This window comes from Burkholderia pulmonis, assembly GCF_984667975.1.
Map to the genome: position 1 here is coordinate 2,436,956 of NZ_OZ480186.1, position 23,687 is coordinate 2,460,642.

The window sequence follows — 23,687 nt, forward strand, 5'->3', positions numbered from 1 at the left end:
GAGAAGAAAATGGACAACCAGAATCAGACCACACCGCAAAAGCAACGCCTCCACCCGCTCATCGCCACCGCCGCCGGCGCCGTCATCGTCGCCAGCCTCGCGGCGACGGCAGCCATCACGGGCATCTTCCCGAAAGCCAGCAGCAGTAACGCGCAGAGCGGCCAGACCCAGGCCGCGCTGATCGCGTCGCAGCCGGCCGTCGATACGGCTGCCGCCGCCAGCGCCGCGCTCGCCGCGCAAGCGCAGCAGCAGGCAGCGGAACAGGCCGCCGCGCAACAGAAGGCCGCGGCCGTCGCACAGGCCGAACCGAAGCCTGCGCCGCGCCCGGCCGCCCCGCATCGCCGCCACACGACCGCGCCGCAGCCGCCGCAATACGCGCAGCAGCCGTCTGCGCCCGCCCAGACTTACTGCCAGAGCTGCGGCACGATCGTCGGCATCACGCAGACGCGCACGCCGGGCCAGAGCTCGGGGATCGGCGCCGTGGGCGGTGCTGCCGCCGGCGGCCTGCTCGGCAACCAGTTCGGCCACGGTAACGGCCGCACCGCGATGACGATCATCGGCGCGCTGGGCGGCGGTCTCGCCGGCAACCAGGTCGAGAAGCAGGTGCGCGCGGAAACCGACTATCAGGTGCAAGTGCAGATGGAAAGCGGCGCGACCCGTACGTTCACGTACCACAACCCGCCGCCGTTCGGCCAGGGCCAGCGCGTGCGGATCGAGAACGGCACGCTGGTCGGCGCGTAATCGACCGATCGCATCTGCGCCCTGCCCGCCCCTCGTGCGCAGGCAGGCGACCTGAAAACGAAAACGGCTCGTGAGCGATTGCTCACGAGCCGTTTTTTCATCGAGCCGGGTGCGCCATCGTGCAGCGCTCGCAACGCTCAGTCCTCGTCGTCGAAATCCGATTCGTCGATCCAGTGTGCCTGGATCGCCTCGAGGATCTTCTCGCCGGAGTGCGTCGGATCGTCGTCGAATCCGTCGAGCTCGAGCACCCACTGGCGCAGGTCGACGAAGTTGATCCGCTGCGGGTCGATGTCCGGGTGCTTGTCCGCCAGCGCAATGGCTATTTCACGCGAATCGGTCCATTTCATCGCCTGCCTCCGGTTTAGGTCAGTGGTTTTCCTTCGCGTGGTTGATCGAGTACTTCGGAATCTCGACCACCAGGTCCGAATCTTCCTTCACGATCGCCTGGCACGACAGGCGCGATGTCGGCTCGAGGCCCCACGCCTTGTCCAGCAGATCGTCCTCGTCCTCTTCGGACGGCGTCAGGTCGTTGAAGCCTTCGCGGATCACCACGTGGCACGTCGTGCATGCGCACGACTTCTCGCATGCATGCTCGATCTCGATCCCGTGGTCGAGCAGGTTGTCGCAGATACTCTTGCCGGGCGTCGCGTCGATCACTGCGCCATCCGGGCACAGTTCGACGTGAGGCAGCACCACCAGTTGAGGCATGTCCGTTCCGTCAGTCAGAGTGCGGCGCCAGGCGCCGCACGGTTCATTATCGCGCGCAGGCCGTTGCCGGCCGATGCGCAGTTCGCAAGTTCAGATCTCGTCGAGCCGGCGGCCCGACAGCGCGCGCTTGATGCTCTTGTCCATCCGGCGCGCCGCGAATTCGTCGGTGCCGTCGGCCAGCGTCTTGGTCGCCGCTTCGATCGCGTTCGTATCGTCGCCCTGCGCGACCGCGCGCAGCGCAGCGGCCAGCGCGTCGACCTGCGTACGCTCGTCCGCATCGAGCAGTTCGCCGTCGGCCGCCAGCGCGGCCTGCGTCGCCTCGAGCATCCGCTCGGCCTCGACCTGCGCTTCGCGCAGCGCGCGGGCGCGCATGTCGATTTCGGCGGTCTTGAAGCTGTCTTCGAGCATCTTCGCGATGTCGTCGTCGGCCAGGCCGTACGACGGCTTCACGACGACCGATGCCTCGACGCCGGACAGCTGTTCGCGCGCGAACACCGACAGCAGGCCGTCCGCGTCGACCTGGTAGGTCACGCGAATGCGTGCGGCGCCGGCCGTCATCGGCGGAATGCCGCGCAGCTCGAAGCGCGCGAGCGATCGGCAATCGGCGACGAGCTCGCGCTCGCCCTGCACGACCTGGATCGCCATCGCGGTCTGGCCGTCTTTGAAAGTCGTGAATTCCTGCGCACGCGCGATCGGAATCGTCGAGTTGCGCGGGATGATCTTCTCGACGAGGCCGCCCATCGTCTCGACACCGAGCGACAGCGGAATCACGTCGAGCAGCAGCCAGTCGTCGCCGGTGCCGCGATTGCCCGCGAGCAGGTCGGCCTGGATCGCCGCGCCGAGCGCGACGACCTGGTCCGGATCGAGGTTCACGAGCGGCGGCTGGCCGAAGTATTTCGCGACTGCATCGCGGATCACCGGCATGCGCGTCGCGCCGCCGACGAGCACGACGCCCTTGATGTCGGCCGGCGTGACCTGCGCATCGCGCAGCGCCTTGCGGGTCGGCGTGAGCGTGCGCTGCACGAGCGATTCGACGAGCGACGCGAACGTGTCGTGCGAAATCGTCTGCACGAGGTGCGCACCATTCGACAGCGTCACGTCCAGCAACGCCTGCGGTGCGGCCGACAGCGCTTCCTTCAGCACGCGCACGCGATCGAGCAGCAGGCGCACGTCTTCCGGCGCGAGCGTCTTCGCGTCGATGCCGGCCTGCGCGAGCACGTGGCCGAACAGCGCGTGGTCGAAATCGTCGCCGCCGAGCGCGGAATCGCCGCCCGCCGCCAGCACTTCGAACACACCCTTCGTCAGCTTCAGGATCGACAGGTCGAACGTGCCGCCGCCGAGGTCGTACACCGCGTAGAGGCCTTCGGACCCGTTGTCGAGACCGTAGGCGATCGCGGCGGCGGTCGGCTCGTTGAGCAGGCGCAGCACGTTGAGGCCCGCGAGGCGCGCGGCATCCTTGGTCGCCTGGCGCTGTGCGTCGTCGAAATACGCGGGCACCGTGATCACCGCGCCGACCAGATCGTCGCCGAGCGAATCTTCCGCGCGATAGCGCAGCGTCGCGAGAATCTCGGCCGACACTTCGACCGGGCTCTTCACGCCGTCGATGGTGCGGATCTGCACCATGCCCGGCGCATCGACGAATTCGTACGGTGCGTTCGCCGCGCCTTCGACTTCGGCCTTGCCGCGCCCCATGAAGCGCTTGACCGACACGATCGTGTTGCGCGGATCGGTGGCGGCCTGCTCTTTCGCTTCGTGGCCGATGCGGCGGCCGCCCTTCTCGAGGTAACGGACCACCGACGGCAGCAGCATACGGCCCGCTTCGTCCGGCAGCACTTCAGGCACGCTGTTGCGCACGGCCGCGACGAGCGAGTTCGTCGTGCCGAGATCGATCCCGACGGCGAGTCGCCGCTGGTGCGGCGCCGGCGCCATGCCCGGTTCGGAAATTTGCAGTAAAGCCATCTTGGTTCGTTCGGGCGCTCGGCCCGTTTGCTGCGCGTGCCGCGAGGCACGCGGTTAAGTTTCGAGGCGCTCGATCTGCGCGCCCACTTCCGACGCGACCCGTTCGATGAACATCAGCTGGCGCACGGCTTCCGCGGCGGCCTGGTCGGCGCCGCTGTCGAGCAGCGTGCCGAGGCGCTCGACGCGCACGCGCTTCTCGTCGCGCAACTCGGCGAGCAGCGCATCGAGCGCGTCGACGTTGCGGGCGGCCGCGGCATCCTCGATGCCCTCTCGCCACTCCATCTGCTGCATCAGGAACGCAGGTTCCATCGCCGTGTTGTTTTCCGCGCCGATGTCGACGCCGCGCAGCGACAGCAGATAGGACGCGCGCTTCAGCGGATCGCGCAGCGTGCGGTACGCCTCGTTCGCGCGGGTTGCCCATTGCATCGCGATGCGTTTTTGCGCATCGCCGGCCGCCGCGAAGCGGTCCGGATGCACCTGCGTCTGCACCGTCCGGTAGGCGGCGTCGAGCGCCGTGTCGTCGAGCGCGAATTGCGCAGGCAGGTGAAACAGGTCGAAATGGCTGTCTTTCAGCGAGACCATCGTCGCGTTCAATTCCGGTTCGTCGCGCGGCAAACGCCGCACATTAAAAAGGCGGCCCGTGCCGCCTCTTGCCCGCATTGCGCGGAGATCCGCGTCACACGCGGAACGATTCGCCGCACCCGCACTCGTCCTTCACGTTCGGGTTGTTGAACCTGAACCCTTCGTTCAAGCCTTCACGGGCGAAATCGAGCTCGGTGCCGTCGATATACGCGAGGCTCTTCGGATCGACGATGACCTTCACGCCATGGCTCTCGAACACCTGATCCTCGGGAGCCAGCTCGTCGACATACTCGAGCTTGTACGCGAGCCCCGAGCACCCGGTCGTGCGAACGCCAAGCCGCAGGCCCACACCCTTGCCGCGACGGACGAGGTATTTCTGGACGTGCTGTGCTGCTTTTTCGGTCAGTGTAATTGCCATGATGTCCTTGCCGCGGCGCGCCACCGGGCCCGCCGCGTTCCTTCTGAAGCCGCTCGATGCCGCTCAGGCTGCTGCCTGATCGCCTTCCTTGGTGTCGTGGCGCTTCTTGTAGTCGGCCACGGCTGCCTTGATCGCGTCTTCCGCGAGGATCGAGCAGTGAATCTTCACCGGCGGCAGCGCGAGTTCTTCCGCGATCTGCGTGTTCTTGATCGACAGTGCCTCGTCGAGCGTCTTGCCCTTCACCCATTCGGTGACGAGCGAGCTCGACGCGATCGCCGAACCGCAACCGTAGGTCTTGAACTTCGCGTCTTCGATCACACCGTCCGCGCCGACGCGGATCTGCAGCTTCATCACGTCGCCGCAAGCCGGCGCGCCGACCATGCCCGTGCCGACCGTGTCGTCGTCCTTCGCGAACGAACCGACGTTGCGCGGGTTTTCGTAGTGATCCAGAACCTTGTTGCTGTAAGACATGACTCAGACTCCTTGACTCGTTACGTCTGCGTGCGTCAATCCGCCCGCGGGTGCATTCAATGCGGTATTAGTGAGCGGCCCATTCGATCGTCGACAGATCGATGCCTTCCTGGTGCATTTCCCAGAGCGGCGACAGTTCGCGCAGCTTCGCGATCTTGCTGTTCAGCAGATTGATCACGAAGTCGACGTCCTGCTCCGTCGTGAAGCGGCCGACCGTGAAGCGGATCGAGCTGTGCGCGAGTTCGTCGTTGCGGCCGAGTGCACGCAGCACGTACGACGGCTCCAGCGACGCCGACGTGCATGCGGAACCCGACGACACCGCGACGTCCTTGATCGCCATGATCAGCGACTCGCCTTCGACGAAGTTGAAACTGATGTTCAGGTTGTGCGGGACACGATGTTCCATGTCGCCGTTCACGTAGGTTTCCTCGATCTGCGACAGGCCGCGCAGCAGCTTGTCGCGCAGCATGCGGACACGCTCGTTCTCGGTTGCCATTTCTTCACGTGCGATGCGGAACGCTTCACCCATGCCGACGATCTGGTGCGTCGGCAGCGTGCCCGAACGCATGCCGCGTTCGTGGCCACCGCCGTGCATCTGCGCTTCGATGCGCACGCGCGGCTTGCGGCGCACGTACAGCGCGCCGATGCCCTTCGGGCCGTAGGTCTTGTGTGCCGAGAACGACATCAGGTCGACCTTCAGCTTCGCGAGGTCGATCCCGACCTTGCCGGTCGACTGGGCCGCGTCGACGTGGAACACAATGCCCTTCTCGCGACAGATCTCGCCGATCGTCTCGATGTCCTGGATCACGCCGATCTCGTTGTTCACGTGCATCACCGACACGAGGATCGTGTCCGGGCGCAGCGCAGCCTTGAACACGTCGAGGTCGATCAGGCCGTCATCCTTCACGTCGAGGTAGGTGACTTCGAAGCCGTCACGCTCGAGCTCGCGGCAGGTGTCGAGCACGGCCTTGTGCTCGGTCTTCACCGTGATGATGTGCTTGCCCTTGCCCTTGTAGAAGTTCGCGGCGCCCTTGATCGCGAGGTTGTCCGACTCCGTTGCGCCGGACGTCCAGATGATCTCGCGCGGATCCGCGTTCACGAGTGCAGCGACCTGTTCGCGCGCTTCCTCGACCGCACGCTCCGCGTCCCAGCCGTAAGCGTGGCTGCGCGACGCCGGGTTGCCGAACTGCTCGCGCAGGTACGGCACCATCTTGTCGACCACGCGCGGATCGACGGGCGTCGTCGCGCTGTAATCCATATAGATGGGCAGGTGGAGAGTCTCTTGGGTCATCTGTCGCTCCGGGTATTCTGTGCAGGGACTATGTGCGTTGTGGGGTATGGCGGGCGCCTTCGCGCTCACGAACTCGCGATGTTGAACACCGAATTGGGGCCGAGCGGCATCGTGCGCACGGGCTCGGCCGGTGCGGCGGCGGGCTCCGGTGTGCGGCGATCGCGCAACACCGCGGGGGCGCCCTCGCGTGCACGCTGCTGATCGACGAGATCCTGCAGCGACACGGAATCGAGGTATTCGACCATCTTCTGGTTCAGGGTCGACCACAGCTCGTGCGTCATGCAATGGCCGTCGGGCTGCTTCGAGCCGTCACACGTGCCTTTGCCGCCGCACTGCGTGGCGTCAAGCGGTTCATCGACCGCAATGATGATGTCGGCGACGGTGACGTCCTGCGCGCGACGCGCGAGGTTGTAGCCGCCGCCCGGGCCGCGCACGGATTCGACGATTTCATGCCTGCGCAGCTTGCCGAACAGCTGTTCGAGATACGAGAGCGAAATCCGCTGGCGCTGGCTGATGCCTGCAAGCGTCACCGGGCCCTGCTCCTGGCGCAGTGCCAAGTCAATCATCGCCGTGACGGCGAAACGGCCTTTGGTGGTGAGTCTCATGGTGTCTAGGGGACTGCAATCTTGACGATTTTGGTCAAGTATAAATATTTGACGATTTTAGTCAAGTATCCACGTCTTTGGTAGGGTATTCGCAGACCGCTGAATACCGTGCGATCAACGCTCGGTGCGGGCCCGGAGCGTCTCCAGCAGGCCCGCGCATGCACGCTCGACCTGATCCAGCACCTGCTCGAAGCCCTGCGCACCGCCGAAATACGGATCGGCCACTTCGGTTTCGGTCGAGTCCGGCGCGAACGCCATCAGCAGACGCACCTTGTCGCGATGCTGCGGCGGGCAACGGCGCTGCAACTCCGCCAGATTCGCGTCGTCCATCGCGAGCAACAGGTCGAAACGCTCGAAATCGGCCGCACTCACCTGCCGCGCGCGCAGCGCCGACAGGTCGTAGCCGCGATTGAGCGCGGCTGCCTGCGCACGCGTATCGGGCGGCTCGCCCACGTGCCAGTCGCCGGTGCCGGCCGAATCGATCGAGATCCTGTCGGCCAGTGCCGCCGCATCGACCTGGTGCCGCATCACGCCTTCCGCGGTGGGCGAACGGCAGATGTTGCCGAGACAGACGAAACAGATCGCAACGCGGGTCATCGCACTACCGGAAAGATGCGGCGGACCGCGTGGGAGAAGAGCCTGCCATTATACAAAGGCGGCCAGAATCGCGCCGTCGCGCAAAGCGACGGCGCCCTGCATTACAGCGCCTTCGGCGCGGCGATCACGACGTCGCCGGATGCCGCCGGCAACGGCTTCGTCGCGTCGCCGACCAGCCCGAACGACACCGCGCGCGCCAGTTCGGCGGACGCCTGGTGAACCGCGAGCGGGCCCCGCGACGGCGCTTCGGCCATCGCATGCAGATAGGCAGCCGCTGCCAGCGGCACGACGATTGCCAGCGGCCAGTACATCGATATTGTCTTTTTCATGATGCGGACCTCCTTGACCTCGTACCCCGAAACCCAATTCCGGGGACTACAGACAGGATTCTATAGACCGCACCTATCGAGATAAATATACAAATAGCGAACGCACTGTTGCTGCCCGATGAACAGTCGTCAGCCGAGATGACTCTGCGACGCCGCGTACAACTCGCGGAACGTGCGTCCGGTCGGCGTCGGCATGTCGCGCGTATCCATCCAGCCGCCCATCATCGGCAGGCGCCGCAACGTGCCGCCGTTGCCGCCCAGGCGCTCGAGGACGCGCACCGCGAGCTTGGTGGTCAGCGCATACAGCATCGGTCGCCGTGCGAAGAAACCCCACGTGGCGAGCGCCGCCCGCTCGCGCCACGGCCGCAGATGCCGCTCGACCTGCTTCTCGCGCAGCGTGCGCAACAAGTGCGACAACGGAATCCCGGCCGGACACACGCTGTCGCATTCGCCGCATAGCGTGGCGGCCTGCGGCAGGTCGAGCGTGCGGTCGAGCCCGACGTAGCTCGGCGTCAGCACCGACCCCATCGGCCCCGGATAGACCCAGCCGTACGCATGGCCGCCGACCTTCTGGTACACCGGGCAATGGTTCATGCACGCGCCGCAGCGGATGCAGCGCAGCATCTCCTGGAACTCGCCGCCGATCAGGCCCGTGCGGCCGCCGTCGACGAGCACCACGTAGTTGTGCTCGGGGCCGTCTTCGTCGCCCGGCCCGCGCGGGCCGGTCAGCAGCGAGAAATAGTTCGACGTCTTCTGCCCGGTCGCCGAGCGCGGCAGCAGGCGCATCGCGGTCGCGAGATCCTCGAGCGTCGGTAGCACCTTCTCGATGCCCGTCACCGCCACGTGCACGCGCGGCATCACCGTGCACATGCCCTCGTTCCCCTCGTTCGTCACGATCGCGACCGAGCCCGTCTCGGCGATCACGAAGTTGCCGCCCGTCACGCCCATGTCGGCCGACATGAAATGCGGACGCAACACCTCGCGCGCCTCGCGCGTCATGTCCGGGATCTCGGTGAGCCGCTCGCGATGGTGCGTGCGCGCGAACAGATCGGCGATCTCGTCCTTGTCCTTGTGCACGACGGGCGCAATGATGTGGCTCGGCGGCTCGTTGTCGTTGATCTGCAGAATGTATTCGCCGAGGTCCGTCTCGATCGACTGCACGCCCATCTCCGCGAGTACCGCGTTCAGGCGCATTTCCTCGGACACCATCGACTTGGTCTTGATGACCTTCTTCACGTCGTGCCTGCGCGCGATGTCGGCCACGAGCCGCGCGGCGTCCGCGGTCGTTTCGGCGAACAGCACCGTCGTGCCGCGCCGCGTCGCCTCCTGCTCGAATGCCTCGAGCCATACGTCGAGGTTCTCCAGCGCGCGGTTGCGGCGCGCCTTGAGCGCGGCGCGCGTGGCCGGGAAGTCGATCTCGGTCATCGCGTCGGCGCGCGCGGACACGAACTTCGTCGACAGCTTCTTCAGGTTCTGCTGCAGGCGCTGGTCGGCCAGCTTCTGGCCGGCGCGCGCCTTGAAATGCATCGATTGGACTTGCATCGCGGTATCGGGGAAAAGTGAGCGGAACCGGGCGTCAGACGTCGCCCGCCAGCACCTGCGCGACGTGCAGCACGCGCGTGTCGCGGTCGCCCGTGCGGCGCAACCGCCCTTCGATGTTCAGCATGCAGCCGAGATCGCCGAGCACGACGGTGCCCGCGCCCGATGCACGCACGTTCGCGCATTTCTCGTCCGCGATGGCCGCCGAGATGTCGCCGTACTTGACCGCGAACGTGCCGCCGAAGCCGCAGCAGTGCTCGCAGTCCTTCATCTCGGTGACCGCGACGCCGCGCTGCGCGAGCAGCGCGCGCGGCTGCGCCTTCACGCCGAGCTCGCGCAAACCCGAGCACGAGTCGTGATAGGTGACGGGCCCGGCGAATTCGCCCGGCGCGAGCGACACCTTCGCGATGTTCGCGAGGAAATCGGTCAGTTCGTGGACTTTTTGCTGAAACCGCGTGTAGCGCCCCATCAGCTCGGGGTCGTCGCGGAACAGGTCACCGTAGTGCGCGCGAATCATTCCGCCACACGAACCCGACGGCGCGACGACGTAATCGAACTGCTCGAATTCGCGCAGCGTCTTTTCGGCGAGATCGCGCGCGAGCGCGCGGTCGCCCGAGTTGTAGGCCGGCTGGCCGCAGCAGGTCTGCGCGGGCGGCACGATCACCTCGTAGCCGGCATCGCGAATCAGCTTGAGCGCCGAGAAACCGATTTCGGGGCGCATCAGATCGACCAGGCAGGTCACGAACAAACCGACTCGCATACGTGCTCCTTCGAGAAAACGGCTCTCATTATCCGTCGTTTGGCCGGCAAGACCAACGCCGGCTCGCGTGCAAGCCTGCCGTGCGCGAAACGAGGACTTCCTCGAACGGCGTTCGCTTTTTTCACGATACGAGATACAATCGTTGCAACACCGCTTGACGCGTCAACCGATTTCTCCCCCGACATGAGCCAACCCACCCCGGATTCAAAAACGTCGATCCAGGTGATCGAACGCATGATGCGGCTGCTGGACGCGCTCGCCGCGCACAGCGATCCTGTCAGCCTGAAGGAACTGGCGCAGCGCACGGAGCTGCACCCGTCGACCGCGCACCGCATCCTCAACGACATGGTGACCTGTCGCCTCGTCGACCGCTCCGATCCCGGCACCTACCGCCTCGGCATGCGGTTGCTGGAGCTCGGCAACCTCGTGAAGGCGCGCCTGTCGGTACGCGACGCGGCGCTGATGCCGATGCGCGAGCTGCACCGCCTCACCGGGCAGACGGTGAACCTGTCGGTGCGCCAGGGCGACGAGATCGTCTACATCGAGCGCGCCTATTCGGAGCGCTCGGGGATGCAGGTCGTCCGCGCGATCGGCGGCCGTGCGCCGCTGCACCTCACGTCGGTCGGCAAGCTGTTCCTCGCGGCCGACGAAACGTCGCGGGTGCGTGCCTATGCGACGCGCACGGGGCTGTCCGGCCACACGCAGAACAGCATCACCGACATCGCAAAGCTCGAGCGCGAGCTGACGCTCGTCCGCCAACAATCGTGCGCGCGCGACAACGAGGAGCTGGAGCTCGGCGTGCGCTGCATCGCGGCCGGCATCTACGACGATTCAGGCAAGCTCGTCGCGGGCCTGTCGCTGTCGGCACCGGCCGACCGCCTGCAGGACGCGTGGCTCGGCCAGCTGAGCCGCACGGCGCTCACCATCTCGGAATCGCTCGGCTACCGGCCGGCGCCCGCGAAGGACGTGGACGGGCTGCAGCGGCAGGCGTAAGCTGCGACGCCCCGGTTCCGCCAGACGAAAAAAAGCCCCGCGATTGCGGGGCTTTTTTGTTGCTGCCATCGGCACGGCGGCGAGCCGCCGTCGCGCGATCAGGTCCCGCCGTTCGGCGTGTTGGCCGCCGTCAGGCGTTCGCCGCCGCCGGCGTCGAGCCAGTTGCGCAGACGCGATGCGTCGGCGAAGCGCGAATACTTGCCGAACGAGTCGAGCAGCACCATCACCATCGGCCGGCCGTGGATCGTCGCCTGCATCACAAGGCATTCGCCGGCTTCGTTGATGAAGCCCGTCTTCTGCAGGCCGATGTCCCACGAGCCGTTGCCGCGGATCAGCGCATTGGTGCTGTTGTAGACCAGGTTGCGCTTGCCCGTGTAGACCTCGTACGTGCGATCGGTCGAGAACTGACGGATCATCGGGTACTGGTAGGCCGCATTGACCATCTTCACGAGGTCACGCGCGCTCGACACGTTGGAGCTCGACAGGCCCGTCGAATTCTCGAAGTGCGTGTCGGTCATGCCGAGCGACTTCGCCTTCGCGTTCATCGCGGCGATGAACGCCGGACGGCCGCCCGGGTAGTAACGCGACAGCGCGGCCGCTGCGCGGTTTTCCGATGCCATCAGCGCGATGTGCAGCATGTCCTCGCGCGACAGCACCGAGCCGACCGACAGGCGCGAGCCCGTGCCCTTCTCGTAGTCGCGGTCTTCGTCGGTGACTTCGATCTGGTCGGTCATCGGCATCTTCGAGTCGAGCACGACCATCGACGTCATCAGCTTCGAGATCGACGCGATCGGCACGACGGCGTGCGAATTCTTGTCGAACAGCGGCTCACCGGAGTTCTGGTCGACGACGTACGCGACGCTCGAACGCAGCGCGAGCGCGTCGGGCGTGTCGTGCAGGCCGAACGCCTGGCCGACCGTCGGCCGGCGCGGCTGGAACGCGACCTTGCGAACCGCGCCACGATGGCCACCGTGCACGTTGTTCGCCGCGAGCGTCACGCGCTTTCGCGACGCCTTCGCACGCGGCGCTTCGGCCGCAGCGACCTTGGCGGATTTCTCGGAAGCTGCCTTGGCCGACTTCTTCTTCGCGGACGAAGCAGGAGCGGCGGCCTTTTTCTTGGCGGCTGGTTGGGTCTTCGCAGTGGCGGCAAAGGCGTCAGCAGGCGCGACGGACGCGGTGGTCGCCAGCAACGCGACGGCGACCGACACAGCGGCGCTGAGCGTCATGCTCTGCAACAGTCTGCGTGGTGAAAACGATTCGGCTTTCATTGGGGTCTGGACAAAGCGGGCGGGAGGTTTCCGCAAGTGTAGTTAAAGCTGAAAAAAAGAGCAATATTAGGCACTTACCGATCGTCGTTAAACCGGAATGTAAGGGTCGGCCAACCTCTGGACAATCGACCCTCCCGCCCCCATCGAAAAAATCCATGGGATGCGCTGCCCGACAGCACCCGTCTCCCGATTACCACACGGTTAATTGAGATAACGTCACTTCGGAGGCGATTTAAAGCGGGGAAACTACGTATCCGGCGCTCGGCGTGCCTGGGGCGCCGGTCTCGACCGTGGCAGCGGCATGTCGCCACGGCACGCGCATCGAAACGGCGCGTTTTTCGACAGGAACAGAAGGATAACGTTCCATGGGCCTGTCAGGTTTACCTGTGCATGATCATGGTGCGCCGCGCCTGCCCCACAGCCGTGCGCACCATGTGGGAACACGCATGAAACCGATTCCGGATGGCCACGATAACTCGTTGTTTTATCGATAATTTGTCGCGATTGTGCAACGCACAAAAAATACTTGACATCCGTTTTCTCTGCCCTAAAATACGCCTCATTGCTGCGTTGCACAAAGCACGCACATCCGAGGTTCCCCAGCGTAGTGCCCTTTACCCTGCGATCGACGCGATCGCTTTTCAGGAGCTTGACATGTCCTTGCTGACCCCCGAGCAAATCGCCGCTGCACAAAAAGCCAACCTCGAAAGCCTGTTCGGTCTGACGACCAAGGCATTCGAAGGCGTCGAAAAGCTGATCGAACTCAACCTGCAGGTCGTGAAGTCGACGCTGGCCGAGGGCCAGGAAAACGCACAGCGCCTGCTGTCGGTGAAGGACGCTCAGGAACTGATCGCACTGCAAGCCAGCCTGTCGCAGCCGGTCGCTGAAAAGGTGCTGTCGTACGGCCGTCACCTGTACGAAATCGCATCGTCGACGCAAGCCGAGTTCGCGAAGGTTGCCGAAGCGCAATTCGAAGAGCAGAACAAGAAGGTCCAGGCCCTCGTCGACAACGTCGCGAAGAATGCCCCGGCCGGTTCGGAAACGGCTGTCGCCGCACTGAAGTCGGCACTGAACGCTGCGAACACCACGTACGAAACGGTTCAGAAGGCCACGAAGCAAGCCGTTGAAATCGCTGAAACGAACTTCAACGCTGCTGCTGCCGTCGCAACGAAGGCTGCGACCGCCGCTGCTGCACGTCGTACGAGCAAGCCGACCGCGTAAGCGTCCCCTGCTCCTGAAAGAGCCGCGCCCAGCGCGGCTTTTTCGTTTCTGGCGCCGGAACATGTGCAAACGTCCGCCGCCGGTCAGCCTCGAACGGCCGTTTGATCGCTGCGTCGGCTGCGCATAAAAGAAAACGCCGCCGCCCGGTTTGCCCGGGCGGCGGCGTTTTTTGATGGCCGGCACATGGCCGGCCGTGCCGGTCGCGTTACTTCTTGCGTTGCGGCGGCAGGTCCGTACAGACGCCTTCGTACAGTTCGGCGGCCATGCCGACCGATTCGCCGAGCGTCGGGTGCGGATGGATCGTCTTGCCGATGTCTTCCGCGTCCGCGCCCATCTCGACGGCGAGGCACACTTCGCTGATCAGGTCGCCTGCATTCAGGCCGACGATGGCGCCACCGATCACGCGATGGGTTTCCTCGTCGAAGATCAGCTTCGTGAAGCCTTCGTCGCGGCCGTTCGCGATCGCGCGGCCCGAAGCAGCCCACGGGAACACGGCCTTGCCGTACTTGATGCCTTCGGCCTTGCACTGGTCTTCCGTCTTGCCGGCCCACGCCACTTCCGGATCGGTATAGGCCACCGACGGGATCTGCAGTGCGTCGAAGTATGCCTTCTCGCCGTGCGCGGCTTCCGCTGCGACGTGGCCTTCATGCACGGCCTTGTGCGCGAGCATCGGCTGGCCGACGATATCGCCGATCGCGAAGATGTGCGGGACGTTCGTGCGCAACTGCTTGTCGACGTCGATGAAGCCGCGATCCGTGACCGCGACACCGGCCTTGTCGGCACCGATCTTCTTGCCGTTCGGGCTGCGGCCCACCGCGACGAGCACGAGGTCGTAGCGCTGCGCTTCCGCCGGCGCCTTCTCGCCCTCGAACTTCACGTAGATGCCGTCTTCCTTCGCTTCCGCGCCGACCGTCTTGGTCTTCAGCATCACGTTGCCGAAGCGCTTCGCGTTGTACTTTTCCCAGACCTTCACGAGATCGCGGTCGGCCCCCATCATCAGGCCGTCCATCATTTCGACGACGTCGATCTCGGCGCCGAGCGTCGAATACACCGTCGCCATTTCGAGACCGATGATGCCGCCACCGATCACGAGCATGCGCTTCGGCAGCTGGCGCAGTTCGAGTGCGCCCGTCGAATCGACGACGCGCGGGTCTTCCGGCATGAACGGCAGCTTCACGGCTTGCGAGCCTGCAGCGATGATTGCCTGCTTGAACTTGACGACCTTCTTGCCGTTTTCGCCCTGCACTTCCATGTGGAACGGATCGACGAATGCGCCGACGCCCGTGACCACTTCGACCTTGCGTGCCTTGGCCATGCCGGCGAGGCCCGTCGTCAGTTTCTTGACGACGCCGCCCTTGAAGTCACGCAGCTTGTCGAGGTCGACCTGCGGCTTGCCGAACGTGATGCCGTGCGACGCGAGCGCCGCAGCTTCTTCGACGACGAGCGACGTATGCAGCAGCGCTTTCGACGGGATGCAGCCCACGTTCAAACAGACGCCGCCGAGCGTCGAGTAGCGCTCGACGAGTACGGTCTTCATGCCGAGGTCGGCTGCGCGGAACGCGGCCGAGTAGCCGCCGGGGCCGGCGCCGAGCACGAGCATGTCGCACTCGATGTCGGCGGCGCCAGCGTAGCTGCCGGCTTGCGGCACGGGAGCCGGAGCGGCGGCGGCCGGTGCGGGCGCGGCGGCGGCGGGCTTGGCCGGTTCCGGTGCTTTCGCGGGTGCGGCTGCGCCTGCCGAGGCTTCGACGATGGCGATGACGGTGCCTTGCGAGACTTTCTCGCCGGCTTTGACCTTGATTTCCTTGACGGTGCCGGCGACGTCGCTGGGCACTTCCATGGAGGCTTTATCGGATTCGAGCGTGATGAGCGTTTGCTCTTTTTCGATCACGTCGCCGGGTTTCACGTTGACTTCGATGACATCGACGCCGCTGAAATCGCCGATATCCGGAACCTTGACTTCGATGAGACTCATTACTGTCCCCTTCTTGATTGACTGCAGACAGAGAGGGAGGAACCCGCGAGAGAACCTGTACGACGGCCTGGCAAAAGAACGCGAGCCTGGGCAGGACCACCTTTGCCGTCCGCCCAAGGACGCGCCTTTCTTTTGGTTACTTTTCTTTGGAAGACAAAGAAAAGTGACCGCCGCCCCGCGCAGGGGCGACGCGAATAGACCGTTAGCGCAACAGGTTCAACGACCGGGCGTGGACAACAGAACACAACCCCACGCCCCCGCGAGCACGCTCCCCGCTCATCAAAGAATGATGCGACGGAAATCGCCGAGCAACGCGCCGAGATACGCGTTGAACCGCGCGGCTTCCGCGCCATCGATCACGCGATGGTCATACGACAGCGACAGCGGCAGCATGAGCTTCGGCACGAACTGCTTGCCGTCCCACACCGGCTTCATCTGGCCGCGCGACAACCCGAGGATCGCCACTTCCGGCGCGTTGATGATCGGCGTGAAGTTCGTGCCGCCGATCCCGCCGAGCGACGAGATCGAGAAGCAGCCGCCCTGCATCTGGTCCGGCTTCAGCTTGCCTTCGCGCGCGGCCTTCGACAGGTCGCTCATTTCCTTCGCGATGTCGACGAGGCCCTTCTTGTCCGCATCGCGGATCACCGGAACGACGAGGCCGTTCGGCGTATCGGCCGCGAAACCGACGTGGAAGTACTGCTTGAACACGAGGTTGTCGCCGTCGAGGCTCGCATTGAAGGTCGGGAATTTCTTCAGCGCGGCAACGACTGCCTTGATCACGAACGCGAGCATCGTGAACTTCACGCCCGCCTTTTCGTGCTCCTTGTTCAGCTGGACACGCAGCGCTTCGAGCTCGGTGATGTCCGCTTCGTCGTTGTTCGTGACGTGCGGGATCATCACCCAGTTGCGATGCAGGTTCGCGCCCGAGATCTTCTTGATGCGCGACAGCGGCTTCGCCTCGAACGGGCCGAACTTCGAGAAGTCGACCTTCGGCCACGGCAGCAGGTTCAGCTCGCCGCCGCCTGCCGGCGCGGCTGCCGCGCCCGGTGCTGCGCGCTGGCCCGTCATCACGCCCTTCACGAAGCCCGTGACGTCTTCCTTCGTAATACGGCCCTTCGGACCCGAACCCTGCACGCGTGCAACTTCGACGCCGAGTTCGCGCGCGAACTTGCGTACCGACGGCGACGCGTGGCTGGCGCGGTATTCACCCGACGGCGCGGCGGCCGGTGCGGCAGCGGCCGGTGCCGGCGCAGCCTTCGCGGGGGCCGGTGCGGCAGCAGGGGCCGGCGCAGCAGCAGCCGGCGCCGGCGCGCTTGCCTGCGGGGCGGCAGCCGGTGCGCCTGCGGATTCGAGCAGCACGATCAGCGTGCCTTCCGATACCGAATCGCCCACCTTGACCTTGATTTCCTTCACGACGCCGGCGGCCGGGCTCGGCACGTCCATCGTCGCCTTGTCCGATTCGAGCGTGACGAGCGACTGTTCCTTCTCGACCGTGTCGCCGACCTTCACGCCGATCTCGATGACCGGGACATCCTTGTAGTCGCCGATATCCGGCACCTTCACTTCGAGCGTGCCGCCGGCGGCTGCCGGTGCTGCTGCGGCCGGTGCCGGCGCTGCTGCCGGAGCCGGCGCTGCTGCCGGAGCCGGAGCCGCGGCAGGCGCAGCCGCGCCGTTGGCCTGCGCCGCGGCGCCGCCTTCGAGCAGGATGATCAGCGAGCCTTCCGACACGGAATCGCCCACCTTGACCTTGATTTCCTTCACGACGCCGCCTACCGGGCTCGGGACGTCCATCGTCGCCTTGTCGGACTCGAGCGTGACGAGCGACTGCTCGGGCTCGACCGTATCGCCGACCTTCACGCCGATCTCGATCACCGGCACGTCCTTGTAATCGCCGATATCCGGCACCTTCACTTCGATCGCTTGACTCATCTGTTTCTGTCTCCATGGCCGCGCGCGCTCCTCGCGGGAGCGGCGCGCGGCATCACACGGCGTGTGCGTTAAACGGTCATCGGGTTGGGCTTCGACGGATCGAGGTTGTACTTGGCAATCGCGTCTGCGACCACCTTGCGCTCGATCGTGCCTTCGTCGGCCAGCGCGTTGAGCGCGGCGACGGTGACCCAGTGACGGTCGACTTCGAAGAAGTGACGCAGCTTCTCGCGGGTATCCGAGCGGCCGAAACCATCGGTGCCCAGCACGACGAAGCGGCGATCGATCTGGCCGCGGATCTGGTCGACCAGCGCACGAACGTAGTCGGTCGACGCGATGACCGGGCCCTGCGTGTCCTTCAGGCACTTCTGCACGTGCGACAGGCGACGCTCTTCGGTCGGATGGAGCAGGTTCCAGCGCTCGACCTGGTGGCCTTCACGCGCGAGCTCGGTGAAGCTCGGCACGCTCCACAGGTCGGCGGCAACACCCCAGTCGTTCTTCAGCAGGTCGGCAGCGGCGATCACTTCGTTGAAGATCGTGCCCGCGCCGAGCAGCTGGACGCGCGGCGCCTTCTTGTCGGCGTCGGCCTTCTTGAACGCGTACATGCCCTTGATGATGTCGGCCGCCACGTGCTCGCCCTGCGGAATCGCCGGGTGCTCGTAGTTCTCGTTCATCACCGTGACGTAGTAGTACACGTCTTCCTGGTCCTGCACCATGCGGCGCAGGCCGTCCTGGATGATCACCGCGAGTTCGTAACCGAACGTCGGGTCGTAGCTCACGCAGTTCGGCACCGATGCCGCCCACAGGAGCGAGTGACCGTCTTCGTGCTGCAGGCCTTCGCCGTTCAGCGTCGTGCGACCGGCGGTACCGCCGAGCAGGAAGCCGCGCGAACGCATGTCGCCCGCGGCCCACGCGAGGTCGCCGATCCGCTGGAAGCCGAACATCGAATAGAAGATGTAGAACGGCACCATGATCTCGCCGTGCGTCGAATACGACGTCGCCGCCGCGATCCAGTCGCACATGCCGCCCGCTTCGTTGATGCCTTCCTGCAGGATCTGGCCGGTTTGCGATTCCTTGTAGAACATCAGCTGGTCGGAATCTTCCGGCACGTACTTCTGGCCTTCCTGGTTCCAGATACCGATCTGGCGGAACAGGCCTTCCATGCCGAACGTACGCGATTCGTCCGGGACGATCGGCACGACGCGCTTGCCCAGCGCCTTGTCCTTCAGCAGGATGTTCAGGATCCGCACGAACGCCATCGTCGTCGAGATCTCGCGGCCTTCGCCCGTGCCCTTCAGCAGCGGCTCGAACACGTCGAGCGCCGGCACCGGCAGCGACGTCGCCTTCTCGCGGCGATGCGGCAGGTAGCCGCCGAGGTCCATGCGCTTCTGGCGCATGTATTCGAGCTCCTTCGAGCCTTCCTCGAACTTGAGGTACGGCACGTCGGCGATCTGCTCGTCGGTGATCGGCAGGCGGAACTGGTCACGGAACTTCTTCAGTTGCTCGACCGGCAGCTTCTTCTGCTGGTGCGTGATGTTCATCGCCTGGCCCGACTCGCCCATCCCGTAGCCCTTGATGGTCTTCGCGAGGATGACGGTCGGCGCGCCCTTCGTGTGGGTCGCTTCGTGGAACGCTGCGTAGATCTTGTGCGGATCGTGGCCGCCGCGGTTCAGCGCCCAGATGTCGTCGTCCGACCAGTCGGCAACCAGCGCCTTCAGTTCAGGCGTGTTGAAGAAGTGCTCGCGAACGAACGCGCCCGACTCCGACTTGTACGTCTGGTATTCGCCGTCGACGGCTTCCATCATGCGGCGCATCAGCGCGCCCGACTTGTCGCGTGCGAGCAGCCCATCCCAGCGGCTGCCCCAGATGACCTTGATCACGTTCCAGCCGGCACCGCGGAATTCCGATTCGAGTTCCTGGATGATCTTGCCGTTGCCGCGCACCGGGCCGTCGAGACGCTGCAGGTTGCAGTTGATCACGAACACGAGGTTGTCGAGCTTCTCGCGGCTCGCCATCCCGATCGCGCCGAGCGATTCCGGCTCGTCCGTCTCGCCGTCGCCGAGGAACGCCCAGACCTTGCGGCCTTCCGTCTTCGCGATGCCGCGCGACTCCAGGTACTTCATGAAGCGTGCCTGGTAGATCGCCATGATCGGGCCGAGGCCCATCGACACGGTCGGGAACTGCCAGAAGTCCGGCATCAGCCACGGGTGCGGGTACGACGAAATGCCCTGGCCGTCGACTTCCTGGCGGAAATTGTCAAGCTGCTCTTCCTTCAGGCGGCCGAGCAGGAATGCGCGCGAGTACACGCCCGGCGACGAGTGGCCCTGCACGAACACGAGATCGCCGCCGTGCTGGTCGGACGCTGCGTGCCAGAAGTGGTTGTAGCCGACGTCATAGAGGGTCGCGGCCGATGCGAACGACGCGATGTGGCCGCCGACGTTCGTGTCCTTGCCGGCGCGCAGCACCATCGCCAGCGCGTTCCAGCGCGTGTACGAACGGATGCGGTGCTCGAGGTCCTGGTCGCCCGGAATCTTCGCCTGGCCGGCGACCGGAATCGTGTTGATGTACGGGGTATTCGCGGAAAACGGCAGATGTTCGCCGTGCATGCGGGCGAATTCGATCTGCTTTTCGATCAGGTAATGCGCACGGCCGGTGCCCACGGAGGAGATCACGCCGTCGAGCGACTCCAGCCACTCAACGGTTTCTTGCGGGTCGTCGTCACGTTCGGCGGCGACATATTTCATCACTTCGTTCGGTACAGCGGACATTCTCGTCTCCTGGGTCCTGGAATGTGAGGATCGCACTCGTGCAGACGACGCGACGCGGCCGGCTGCGGGCAAGCTCCAGCGGATTGTAATGAGCGTGGACGGGCCTGCGCAACAAAATTTTCAAATCGTGAGATCTTTTCTCGTAATGCGAAATATTGCTGCGCTGCACCCATGTTTCGGGGCTCTCCGGCACGTGTCGTCGGAACAAAACCGTTTCCGTTCAACATATCCGGTATAGGTTTTCCATGTATTGCGCTGCGCTACAATCCTGCCATGTTGACCGATCGGCTTTTCGCACGCTCGGCGCGACCGCCGGGCCCGCCGGCGGAGTCGCAGCCGTCTCGTTGGCACCACGGACCGTGGTGGTCCAATTCCTATTTGCTGACGCCGCTGCTGTCGATCCTGGTGTTCCTCGTGGTGATGAGCCTCATCCTGTGGAGCCTCAACCGGCGCGAACAGCAGCAGCAGGAAGACACCCTGTTCCGTAACGTCGCGTGGGCACAGCAGCAGATCCGCCTGTCGATGACGGGCGCACAGGAACAGCTGCAGGCGCTGTCGCGCGACCTCGCGTCGGGCCGCCTCGACCAGAATGCGTTCCAGATGGCCGTCGCGGACGTGATGCAGACGCATCCGGAAATCCTCTACCTGAACTGGTATACGTCGCCCGGCGTGCAGCGCTGGCCGACCGTGCATCCGCCGCTGCTCGGCCAGCGGCTCGCGAAGCCCGGCGACGCACAGATGCAGGACGCCGTGCGCGGCGCATACGACGAGGCGCGCAGCACGCGCCGCCAGGCCTATTCGCCGCTGATCTACGACGACTTCGGCAACGGCTTCATCACGCTGCAGACGCCCGTGATGCGCGGCGACCGCGAATACCTCGGCTCGATCGCCGCGGTGTTCTCCGTCGAAGGCATCCTGAAGCACGACATCCCGCAGGAACTGTCGTCGAAGTACAAGATCTCGATCACCGACGCGAACAACCGCGAGCTGTCGTCCACGTCGACGCGCCCGCGCCTGCCGCGCGACTCGCACTACGACCTGCCGCTCGACCCGCCCGGCCAGGGGCTGACGGTGCGCGTGTATGCGTTCCCGCAGCTCACGAACCTGACCAACAACACGCTCGTCTGGCTCGTCGCCGGCCTGTCGTGCTTCGTGCTGTGGAGCCTCTGGAGCCTGTGGAAGCACACGCGCCAGCGCTTCGAGGCGCAGCAGGCGCTGTATGCGGAAGCGTTCTTCCGCCGTGCAATGGAAAACTCGGTGCTGATCGGCATGCGCGTGCTCGACATGCATGGCCGCATCACGCACGTGAACCCCGCGTTTTGCCGGATGACCGGCTGGGACGAAACCGACCTGGTCGGCAAGGTCGCGCCGTTCCCGTACTGGCCGCGCGACGCGTACCCGGAAATGCAGCGCCAGCTCGACATGACGCTGCGCGGCAAGGCGCCGAGCTCGGGCTTCGAGCTGCGCGTGCGGCGCAAGAACGGCACGCTGTTCCATGCGCGCCTGTACGTGTCGCCGCTGATCGACAGCTCGGGCCGCCAGACCGGCTGGATGTCGTCGATGACCGACATCACCGAGCCGAAGCGCGCGCGCGAGGAGCTCGCCGCCGCGCACGAGCGCTTCACGACGGTGCTCGAAAGCCTCGACGCAGCGGTGTCGGTGCTCGCCGCCGACGAGGCCGAGCTGCTGTTCGCGAACCGCTACTACCGCCACCTGTTCGGCATCCGTCCGGACGGCCACCTCGAGCTGTCGGGCGGCGGCTTCGACCGCGCGCAGGCATCGTCCGACTCGATCGACATGGTCGATGCGTTCGCGGGCCTGCCGGCCGCCGCGCTGACGAGCAGTACCGCGGACGCGCAAGAGGTGTACGTCGAGAGCATCCAGAAGTGGTTCGAAGTGCGCCGCCAGTACATCCAGTGGGTGGACGGCCACCTCGCGCAAATGCAGATCGCGACCGACATCACGACCCGCAAGAAGGCGCAGGAACTCGCGCACCAGCAGGAAGAAAAGCTGCAGTTCACGAGCCGATTGATGACGATGGGCGAAATGGCGTCGTCGATTGCTCACGAATTGAATCAGCCGCTCGCCGCGATCAACAACTACTGCTCGGGCACGCTCGCGCTCGTCAAGAGCGGCCGCGGCACGCCCGAGACGCTGCAGCCCGCGCTGGAAAAGACCGCGCAGCAGGCGTTGCGCGCGGGGATGATCGTCAAGCGGATCCGTGAATTCGTGAAACGCAGCGAGCCGAAGCGCGAGCCGGCAAGGGTCGCGGACATCGTTGCCGACGCGGTCGGGCTGGCCGAAATCGAGGCGAGAAAGCGCAGGATCCGGATCGTCACGGAAATCCTCGCAAGAATGCCTATTATTTATGTCGACCCCGTGCTGATCGAACAGGTGCTGATGAACCTGATGAAGAACGCAGCCGAGGCGATGGCCGACGTGAAGCCGGTGTCGGCGGACGGCGTGATCCGCGTCGTCGCCGACATCGATGCGGGCTTCGTCGACATCCGTGTGATCGACCAGGGCCCGGGCGTCGACGAAGCGACCGCCGAGCGCCTGTTCGAACCGTTTTACAGCACCAAGTCCGACGGCATGGGCATGGGGCTGAACATCTGCCGTTCGATCATCGAATCGCATCGGGGGCGTCTGTGGGTGGTCAACAACGTCGAGCCGGACGGCCGCATTTCCGGCGCGACGTTCCACTGCAGCCTGCCCATTGGGGAACCCGCTGATCTCGGCCAAGGGGGGCGCGAGGCATCGGCATCACATACCGTTACGGGAGAACTATGAATAGCCCTGTCACCACCACTCAGGAAACCGTCTTTGTCGTTGACGATGACGAGGCCGTACGGGACTCGCTGCGCTGGCTGCTGGAGGCGAACGGCTATCGCGTGCAATGCTTCTCGAGCGCCGAGCAGTTCCTCGATGCATACCAGCCGGCGCAGCAGGCCGGCCAGATCGCGTGCCTGATCCTCGACGTGCGGATGTCGGGCATGAGCGGTCTCGAGCTGCAGGAACGCCTGATCGCCGACAATGCCGCGCTGCCGATCATCTTCGTCACGGGTCACGGCGACGTGCCGATGGCCGTGTCGACGATGAAAAAGGGTGCGATGGACTTTATCGAGAAACCGTTCGACGAAGCCGAGCTGCGCAAGCTCGTCGAGCGGATGCTCGACAAGGCCCGAAGCGAAAGCAAGAGCGTCCAGGAACAGCGTGCCGCGAGCGAACGCCTGTCGAAGCTGACCGCGCGCGAGCAGCAGGTGCTCGAGCGGATCATCGCGGGCCGCCTGAACAAGCAGATCGCCGACGATCTCGGCATCAGCATCAAGACGGTCGAAGCGCACCGCGCGAACATCATGGAAAAGCTCAACGTCAACACGGTGGCCGACCTGCTGCGCCTCGCGCTGTCGAAGAAACAGGCCTGAGCGTCGACGCCGGCCGCGGCGGCGCTGCCCGCCCGGCCCGCCAACCGGTGTTTGCCGTCCCGCGCGATGCGGCCCACTCGCGCGGCGGCGGCCGTTCCTCCCGGCGCGCGAGCG

At 65.2% G+C, this 23,687-nt stretch carries 21 protein-coding genes and 1 pseudogene; 5 read left to right on the forward strand and 17 right to left on the reverse strand.

The window, feature by feature from the left end; translation table 11 throughout:
- Nucleotides 1–9: 9 nt before the first annotated feature.
- Nucleotides 10–741, forward strand: a complete 732-nt coding sequence (locus tag AC5LXK_RS11285; RefSeq protein WP_493388904.1) for a glycine zipper 2TM domain-containing protein — start codon at nt 10–12, stop codon at nt 739–741.
- 137 nt (nt 742–878) lie between these two features.
- Here the strand turns inward: AC5LXK_RS11285 and iscX are convergent, their stop codons facing one another.
- The 12 genes from iscX to AC5LXK_RS11345 all read right to left on the reverse strand — a co-directional run bounded on the left by iscX (nt 879) and on the right by AC5LXK_RS11345 (nt 10,000).
- Complete coding sequence (iscX, locus tag AC5LXK_RS11290) at nt 879–1,088, reverse strand: Fe-S cluster assembly protein IscX (RefSeq protein ID WP_006478393.1); 210 nt, start codon at nt 1,086–1,088, stop codon at nt 879–881.
- 19 nt (nt 1,089–1,107) lie between these two features.
- Nucleotides 1,108–1,449 carry an ISC system 2Fe-2S type ferredoxin gene (fdx, locus tag AC5LXK_RS11295; RefSeq protein WP_006478392.1) on the reverse strand — a complete coding sequence of 114 codons (342 nt, stop codon included), beginning with the start codon at nt 1,447–1,449 and terminating at the stop codon, nt 1,108–1,110.
- 90 nt (nt 1,450–1,539) lie between these two features.
- Nucleotides 1,540–3,408 (reverse strand): Fe-S protein assembly chaperone HscA, encoded by a 1,869-nt coding sequence (gene hscA / locus AC5LXK_RS11300; protein WP_493388905.1) that lies wholly within the window; start codon nt 3,406–3,408, stop codon nt 1,540–1,542.
- Nucleotides 3,409–3,462: 54 nt separating this feature from the next.
- Nucleotides 3,463–3,990, reverse strand: a complete 528-nt coding sequence (gene hscB / locus AC5LXK_RS11305; RefSeq protein WP_128851170.1) for a Fe-S protein assembly co-chaperone HscB — start codon at nt 3,988–3,990, stop codon at nt 3,463–3,465.
- A 94-nt stretch (nt 3,991–4,084) separates the two neighbouring features.
- Entirely contained in the window at nt 4,085–4,408 is a 324-nt protein-coding gene (iscA, locus tag AC5LXK_RS11310; RefSeq protein WP_493388906.1) for an iron-sulfur cluster assembly protein IscA, read from the reverse strand.
- 63 nt (nt 4,409–4,471) lie between these two features.
- Nucleotides 4,472–4,879: a Fe-S cluster assembly scaffold IscU gene (iscU, locus tag AC5LXK_RS11315; RefSeq protein WP_006481982.1), complete on the reverse strand. Its 408-nt coding sequence runs from the start codon at nt 4,877–4,879 to the stop codon at nt 4,472–4,474.
- A gap of 67 nt (nt 4,880–4,946) precedes the next feature.
- Nucleotides 4,947–6,170: an IscS subfamily cysteine desulfurase gene (locus tag AC5LXK_RS11320; RefSeq protein ID WP_493388907.1), complete on the reverse strand. Its 1,224-nt coding sequence runs from the start codon at nt 6,168–6,170 to the stop codon at nt 4,947–4,949.
- Nucleotides 6,171–6,235: 65 nt separating this feature from the next.
- Nucleotides 6,236–6,775, reverse strand: a complete 540-nt coding sequence (gene iscR, locus AC5LXK_RS11325; RefSeq protein ID WP_122945788.1) for a Fe-S cluster assembly transcriptional regulator IscR — start codon at nt 6,773–6,775, stop codon at nt 6,236–6,238.
- 114 nt (nt 6,776–6,889) lie between these two features.
- The gene (locus AC5LXK_RS11330; RefSeq protein WP_493388908.1) at nt 6,890–7,372 is read right to left on the reverse strand and encodes a low molecular weight protein-tyrosine-phosphatase; all 483 of its coding nucleotides are present in this window, start codon (nt 7,370–7,372) and stop codon (nt 6,890–6,892) included.
- A gap of 101 nt (nt 7,373–7,473) precedes the next feature.
- Nucleotides 7,474–7,701 carry a hypothetical protein gene (locus tag AC5LXK_RS11335; RefSeq protein WP_493388909.1) on the reverse strand — a complete coding sequence of 76 codons (228 nt, stop codon included), beginning with the start codon at nt 7,699–7,701 and terminating at the stop codon, nt 7,474–7,476.
- 129 nt (nt 7,702–7,830) lie between these two features.
- Entirely contained in the window at nt 7,831–9,243 is a 1,413-nt protein-coding gene (locus AC5LXK_RS11340) for a lactate utilization protein B (RefSeq protein ID WP_493388910.1), read from the reverse strand.
- A gap of 34 nt (nt 9,244–9,277) precedes the next feature.
- Nucleotides 9,278–10,000 carry a (Fe-S)-binding protein gene (locus tag AC5LXK_RS11345; protein ID WP_493388911.1) on the reverse strand — a complete coding sequence of 241 codons (723 nt, stop codon included), beginning with the start codon at nt 9,998–10,000 and terminating at the stop codon, nt 9,278–9,280.
- Between the two features lie 183 nt (nt 10,001–10,183).
- On the opposite strand from AC5LXK_RS11345, the gene AC5LXK_RS11350 reads away from it, so the two are divergent.
- Nucleotides 10,184–10,993, forward strand: a complete 810-nt coding sequence (locus AC5LXK_RS11350; RefSeq protein ID WP_493388912.1) for an IclR family transcriptional regulator — start codon at nt 10,184–10,186, stop codon at nt 10,991–10,993.
- 98 nt (nt 10,994–11,091) lie between these two features.
- Here AC5LXK_RS11350 and pbpG read toward each other — a convergent pair whose 3' ends face one another.
- Nucleotides 11,092–12,261, reverse strand: a complete 1,170-nt coding sequence (gene pbpG, locus AC5LXK_RS11355) for a D-alanyl-D-alanine endopeptidase (RefSeq protein WP_493388913.1) — start codon at nt 12,259–12,261, stop codon at nt 11,092–11,094.
- A gap of 654 nt (nt 12,262–12,915) precedes the next feature.
- Between pbpG and AC5LXK_RS11360 the strand changes: the two genes are divergently transcribed.
- Nucleotides 12,916–13,482: a phasin family protein gene (locus tag AC5LXK_RS11360; RefSeq protein ID WP_011352570.1), complete on the forward strand. Its 567-nt coding sequence runs from the start codon at nt 12,916–12,918 to the stop codon at nt 13,480–13,482.
- Between the two features lie 205 nt (nt 13,483–13,687).
- Here the strand turns inward: AC5LXK_RS11360 and lpdA are convergent, their stop codons facing one another.
- From lpdA to AC5LXK_RS11380, 4 genes and pseudogenes are all read right to left on the reverse strand, one after another.
- The gene (gene lpdA, locus AC5LXK_RS11365) at nt 13,688–15,454 is read right to left on the reverse strand and encodes a dihydrolipoyl dehydrogenase (RefSeq protein ID WP_493388914.1); all 1,767 of its coding nucleotides are present in this window, start codon (nt 15,452–15,454) and stop codon (nt 13,688–13,690) included.
- 279 nt (nt 15,455–15,733) lie between these two features.
- Nucleotides 15,734–17,383 carry a dihydrolipoyllysine-residue acetyltransferase gene (gene aceF / locus AC5LXK_RS11370; RefSeq protein ID WP_493388915.1) on the reverse strand — a complete coding sequence of 550 codons (1,650 nt, stop codon included), beginning with the start codon at nt 17,381–17,383 and terminating at the stop codon, nt 15,734–15,736.
- Between the two features lie 68 nt (nt 17,384–17,451).
- Nucleotides 17,452–20,148, reverse strand: a complete 2,697-nt coding sequence (aceE, locus tag AC5LXK_RS11375) for a pyruvate dehydrogenase (acetyl-transferring), homodimeric type (RefSeq protein ID WP_493388916.1) — start codon at nt 20,146–20,148, stop codon at nt 17,452–17,454.
- 136 nt (nt 20,149–20,284) lie between these two features.
- Nucleotides 20,285–20,502: pseudogene (locus AC5LXK_RS11380) on the reverse strand (hypothetical protein); the annotation flags it as partial.
- Between AC5LXK_RS11380 and fixL the strand changes: the two are divergent.
- Nucleotides 20,422–22,938 carry an oxygen sensor histidine kinase FixL gene (gene fixL / locus AC5LXK_RS11385; protein WP_493388917.1) on the forward strand — a complete coding sequence of 839 codons (2,517 nt, stop codon included), beginning with the start codon at nt 20,422–20,424 and terminating at the stop codon, nt 22,936–22,938. The pseudogene AC5LXK_RS11380 and the gene fixL overlap by 81 nt on opposite strands.
- The gene (gene fixJ / locus AC5LXK_RS11390; RefSeq protein ID WP_006493245.1) at nt 22,935–23,573 is read left to right on the forward strand and encodes an oxygen response regulator transcription factor FixJ; all 639 of its coding nucleotides are present in this window, start codon (nt 22,935–22,937) and stop codon (nt 23,571–23,573) included. The genes fixL and fixJ overlap by 4 nt, the downstream gene beginning before the upstream one ends.
- Nucleotides 23,574–23,687: the final 114 nt, after the last annotated feature.